The organism is Actinomycetospora sp. (genome assembly GCF_055612215.1).
Genome location: NZ_JBVPVA010000418.1, coordinates 1 through 5,412 on the forward strand (window position 1 = coordinate 1; position 5,412 = coordinate 5,412).

Annotated in this window: 5 protein-coding genes; 4 read left to right on the plus strand and 1 reads right to left on the minus strand. The window is 74.3% G+C overall.

What is annotated here, in order from left to right; all coding sequences use genetic code 11:
- The coding region (locus tag AC0CYZ_RS11785; protein ID WP_472215484.1) for a carboxyl transferase domain-containing protein at positions 1-1,078 on the plus strand (1,078 nt) is incomplete at its 5' end.
- A gap of 326 nt (positions 1,079-1,404) precedes the next feature.
- Positions 1,405-1,719 carry a sigma factor gene (locus AC0CYZ_RS11790; RefSeq protein WP_472215492.1) on the plus strand — a complete coding sequence of 105 codons (315 nt, stop codon included), beginning with the start codon at positions 1,405-1,407 and terminating at the stop codon, positions 1,717-1,719.
- On the opposite strand, the gene AC0CYZ_RS11795 is transcribed toward AC0CYZ_RS11790, so the two are convergent.
- Positions 1,694-2,833, minus strand: a complete 1,140-nt coding sequence (locus AC0CYZ_RS11795; protein ID WP_472215486.1) for an AI-2E family transporter — start codon at positions 2,831-2,833, stop codon at positions 1,694-1,696. The two genes, AC0CYZ_RS11790 and AC0CYZ_RS11795, sit on opposite strands and share 26 nt — an antisense overlap.
- Before the next feature lie 209 nt (positions 2,834-3,042).
- Between AC0CYZ_RS11795 and AC0CYZ_RS11800 the strand changes: the two genes are divergently transcribed.
- Positions 3,043-4,374 (plus strand): MFS transporter, encoded by a 1,332-nt coding sequence (locus AC0CYZ_RS11800; protein ID WP_472215488.1) that lies wholly within the window; start codon positions 3,043-3,045, stop codon positions 4,372-4,374.
- The coding region (locus AC0CYZ_RS11805) for a dihydroxy-acid dehydratase domain-containing protein (protein ID WP_472215490.1) at positions 4,371-5,412 on the plus strand (1,042 nt) is incomplete at its 3' end. The genes AC0CYZ_RS11800 and AC0CYZ_RS11805, both read left to right, overlap by 4 nt.

The window sequence follows — 5,412 nt, forward strand, 5'->3', positions numbered from 1 at the left end:
GGCCGCCGGGCTGCCCTACGTGGTCTACCAGCGCCACCCGACCACCGGCGGGGTCCTCGCCTCGTGGGGCTCGCTGGGGCACCTCACCCTCGCCGAGCCGGACGCGCTGATCGCCTTCCTCGGCCCGAAGGTCTACGCGGCCCTGCACGGCGGCGAGTTCCCCGCCGGCGTCCAGACCGCGGAGAACCTCCTGGCCCACGGCGTCGTCGACGCGGTGGTGGCCCCGGAGGCGCTCCGCGGACACCTGGCGACCGTCCTGGACCTACTGGCGCGGGACGGGGCGGTCGTCGACGACCTGGGCGCGGCCGGGGGTCCGGTCGACGAGCCCGGGGCGGCGTGGGAGTCCGTCGGGCGCACCCGGCGGCGAGAGCGCCCAGGCCTGGCCGAGGTCCTCGCGCAGCACGGGGAGCCCCTGGTCGCGCTGTCGGGCACCGGGCGCGGCGAGACCGCCGACGGGCTCGTCCTCGGTCTGACGCGCTTCGCCGGCACCGCCTGCGTGCTGATCGGCCAGGACCGGCGGGCCGAGCAGGCCGCTCCCGTGGGCCCCGGCTCGCTGCGCAGCGTGCGGCGGGCCCTCGTGGTCGCCCGCGAGCTCGGCCTCCCGGTGGTCACCGTCGTCGACACCGCCGGCGCGGTGCTCTCGGTCCCCGCGGAGCAGGGCGCCCTGGCCGGCGAGATCGCGTCCTGCCTGGCCGACCTGGCCACGGTGCCGGTCCCGACGCTCGCGGTGCTCCTCGGGCAGGGCACGGGCGGGGCGGCGCTCGCGCTGCTCCCGACCGACCGGGTCGTCGCCGCCCGGCACGCCTGGCTCACCCCGCTCCCGCCGGAGGGTGCGTCGGTGATCGTGCACGGGAGCGCGGACCGGGCCGCCGAGGTCGTCGCGACCCAGCACATCCGCAGCACCGACCTCCTCGCGGGAGGCGTCGTCGACGCGGTCATCGACGAGCGCCCCGACGGCGCCGACGAGCCGGAGGCGTTCTGCCGCCGGGTCGTCGCGACCATCGCGCGGGAGCTGCGGGTCGTGCGGGCGCTCACGCCCGAGGACCGGCCGCGGCGCCGCGCACGGGGTGCGAGGTGACGGTCCAGGCCGCCCGGGCGCATGATCACGAGCACGTCAGACAGGGCTGAGCCGCCTCGGAGCTGCGTGGTGTGCCCGTCGTCGGACGGGCCGGGTGCGGCGTGACCCGGGGCGATGATCAGGGGTGCGTGGGGCAGGCGGTGGCCGGGTCGGAGCTGCGCGGTGTGCCCCTCATCCCCGGGCTCCCGTCACACCCGTTGTTTCGACACGTCACCGGCGGGCTAACTGACTTGAGCCCGACGACGTCGGGCACCATCCCGGCGCCCCGGACCCCGACGCCCGCATCCACCCCGGATGCCGCGACGACGTGAGGGCGCGTGTCGACCATGGATCGGGCGAGCGGTTCGCCGGAGGCCGCCGAGGGCACGGCAGAGGCGACAGCGGTGGCCCGCATCGCGGCCGGGGACCCGGTCGCGCTCGGTGAGCTCTACGACCGCCTCGCGCCCCGGGTCTATCTCCTGGTGCGCAGTGTCTGCGGGGACGCCGGCGTCGCCGAGGACGTCACGTACGAGGCCTTCCTCGAGTTCCGGCGCCTCGCCGACCGGATCGACCCCGCGACGCACGGCGTGGCCGCCTGGCTCCTGACCGCGGCCCACCGGCGCGCCCTCGAGGCCGTCAGGTCCGGTCGAAATAGGGGATGACGACCTCGCGCACGAGCAGCAGGGCCGCGGCGGCGAGCGGGATGGCGACGATGGCGCCGACCGGGCCGAGCAGGGCGGCCCCGAGGACGACGGCGACCAGGGTGATCAGTGCCGGGACGTCCACCGTCCGCCCGATGATGCGGGGCAGCAGGACGTAGTCCTCGACGAGCCGGTAGGCCACGAAGAAGATCGCCGTGGCGATCGCGGCCGGGACCGAGCTCCCCAGCGCGACCGCCGTGACCACCAGGCCCCCCAGGATCGACCCGATCACGGGCACGAGGTCGAGCAGGGCGACCAGGACCGCCAGCAGGACGGCGTAGCTCAGGCCGAGGATCAGCAGCAGCACCAGCGTGGACGTGCCCGCGATCAGGGCGAGCAGCAGGCTGCCCAGGACGTACCCGCCGACCTTGGCGAGGATCTCGTCGCCCAGCAGGGTCGCGCGGGTGCGGCGCGAGGCGGGGACGAGACGGGCCGCCGTGCGGCGTAGCCGCGGCAGGTCGGCCAGGAAGTAGACGACGAGCGCGACGACGATGACCGTGGACGCGACACCGCCCACGACGGCCTCGCCGGCGCCCAGGACCGTCGCGCCGTTGTCGGCGGTGGCGGCCTGTTCGAGGACCTGCTCGAGGTGGAACCGGCCCTCGAGGCGGCCGAGCACCGAGCTCTGGCCGGCCGGGGACGCCAGGAAGGCGGGCAGGGCGGCGGCGGCCTGGGTCGCCTGCGCGACCGCGACGGGGATGGCGGTGGCGAGGAACCCGGCGACCGAGCCGAAGGCGAGCACCAGCACCACGGTCACCGCGAGGGCCCGGGGGAAGCGCCGCCGCCGGAGCCAGCCCACGGCGGGCTCCAGGCCGACCGCGATGAACAGGGCCAGCCCGACGAGGATCAGCTCCGAGCCGACCTGGATCACCAGCCAGGCGACGGCCGCCACGACCGCGACCCCGCAGGCCCCGGCCAGGCCACGCAGGAACGCCGACTGCTGGTCGAAGCGGGCGCCCGGCGGCCCGAGCGCGGATCCGTCGACGACGAGCGGAGCCGGGTCCGGGGTCGGTTCCGGATTGGGGTCCGGGGTGGCGTCCGACCGGGGGCCGCCCGGGGTGGTCGTGGAGCTCATGAGCTTCTTCCCGCCCGGTGGAGGGCCATCTGGTGGGACGCCCTCGGCCTCCTGACACGAGACTACGGCCACGCGCCCGCCGGCCTGGACATCAGACGTCTCGAGCTGGCACGGTGAACTCGCTGTGACCCGGACAACACTCTGCGGGACGCCGCGCGGAGGCCGGATCCGTCCGTGACGCGCGTACTCCGCCGAGGAGGTGGGCAGCAATGGCCGCTGCCGGCACCGACCGCACCGTCCAGCCGTACCCGGTGGGCCGCACCCGCTGGATGCGCCTGATCCCGGTCGCCGTGATCGTCTACGTCATCTCGTTCATGGACCGGACGAACATCAGCTTCGCGTTCGCCGGTCTGGGCAGCGAGCTGCACATCGACAAGGCCCAGCAGGGCCTCGCCGGTGGCATCTTCTTCCTGGGCTACCTGGCGCTCCAGATCCCCGGCGGCCACCTCGCCGAGCGCTGGAGCGCCAAGAAGTTCGTCGCGATCATGATCGTGGCCTGGGGCATCTTCGCGATCCTGTCCGGGGTCGTGCAGGACTTCACCCAGCTGCTCGTCGTGCGCTTCTTCCTCGGCGTCGCCGAGGGCGGCATCTGGCCGGCGATCCTGGTCCTGATCAGCCACTGGTTCCCGACCCGCGAGCGGGCGCGGGCCTTCGGGATCTGGATGATGAACATCCCGATCTCCTCGATCATCACCGCACCGCTGTCGGGCTGGATCCTCTCCTTCTCCGACTGGCGGGGGCTCTTCTACATCCAGGGCGCGCTGCCCTTCGTGATCGCCCTGCCGCTGTGGCTGTGGCTGGTCGCCGACCGGCCCTCGCAGGCCCCGTGGGTCTCGGCGGAGGAGCGGGAGTGGATCGAGACCGAGCTCGCCCGCGACGAGGCCGACGCGCCGCCGGTGGCGGGCTACCGCGAGGTCTTCCGCTCCAGCGTCGTGTGGCGGCTGGTCCTGGTCTACTTCCTCATCCAGGTCGGGTTCTACGGCCTCACGCTGTGGCTCCCGACGCTGCTGAAGGCCACCACCGGCGGCAACTCCGTGCTCGTCGGGTGGCTCACCGCGGTCCCGTACGTCGTGGCCGTCGTCGCGATGTACCTCAACGCCCGCGCCGCCGACCGCAACCGGCGCTACGCCTTCCACGTCATGATCTCGCTGGCGATCGGCGCGGTCACCCTGGTCGCGTCCGTGGCCCTGGGCACCATCCCGGCCCTGTCCATCGCCCTGGTCTGCCTCGCGACGGCGGGTGTCCTGGCCTACGACGGGCCGTTCTGGGCGAGCGCCTCCCTGGCCGTCCCGGTCGCCCTGGCCGGCGGCGCGATGGGGCTGATCAACGCGCTGGGCAACCTCGGCGGCTTCGTCGGGCCCTACCTCGGCGGCTACCTGCAGGACGTCTCCGACGGCAGCTTCCTGTCCACCTCGATGGTCCTCGCGGCGTCGCTGCTGGTCGGCGGCGCGATCATGCTGACCCTGCGCGGGCGCGCCAATCCCGGCCGGGACGCCCCCACCGCCGCACCGGCCGCCGTCGGAGCCGAGGACGCCCGGTGAGCGCCCCTCGTCGCAGCACCGCCTGGTTCGGCGCGGTCGGGCGCTCCGGCATGATCCACCGCTCCTGGATGCGCAACCAGGGGGTCACGAGCGAGGTCTTCGACGGCCGCCCCGTCATCGGCATCGCCACGACGTGGTCGGAGCTCGTGCCCTGCAACGCCCACCTGCACCGCGTCGCGGAGTCGGTCAAGAAGGGCGTCTGGCAGTCCGGCGGCTTCCCGCTCGAGTTCCCGGCCATGGGCCTGGGGGAGACGCTGCTGCGCCCGACCGCGATGCTCTACCGCAACCTGCTCGCCATGGAGGCCGAGGAGCTCGCGCGCGCCAACCCGATCGACGGCCTCGTCCTGCTCTCCGGCTGCGACAAGACCACCCCGGGCCTGCTGATGGCCGCGGCCAGCGCGGACCTGCCGTCGATCATGGTGACCGGCGGGCCGATGCTCAACGGCAAGTACCAGGGCCGCGAGCTGGGCTCGGGCACCCAGGTGTGGCGGTTCGAGGAGGAGCTCGCCGCCGGGACGATCACCCCGCAGGAGTGCTTCTTCGCCGAGGGCGCGATGGCCCGCTCCGCCGGGCACTGCATGACGATGGGCACCGCCTCGACGATGGCCTGCCTGGCCGAGGCGCTCGGCCTGCAGCTGCCGTACTCGGCGACGTGGCCCGCGGTCGACGCGCGTCGCTACGAGACCGCGCAACGGGCGGGCCAGCGGGCCGTCGCGCTCGTCGAGGACGACGTCCGCCCCTCGACGATCCTGACCCGCGAGGCGTTCGAGAACGCGGTCCGGGTCAACGCGGCCATCGGCGGCTCGACCAACGCGGTCGTCCACCTGATGGCGCTCGCCGGGCGCGTCGGGGTGGACCTCACCCTCGACGACATCGACGCGCTCGGTCGCGACGTGCCGACCCTGGTGGACCTCGAACCCTCGGGGCGCTTCCTCATGGAGGACCTCTGCTACGCGGGCGGCCTGCCCGCGGTGATGCGGGAGATCGCGCACCTGCTCCACCTCGACCGCCCGAGCGTCGCGGGCGACACGCTCAAGG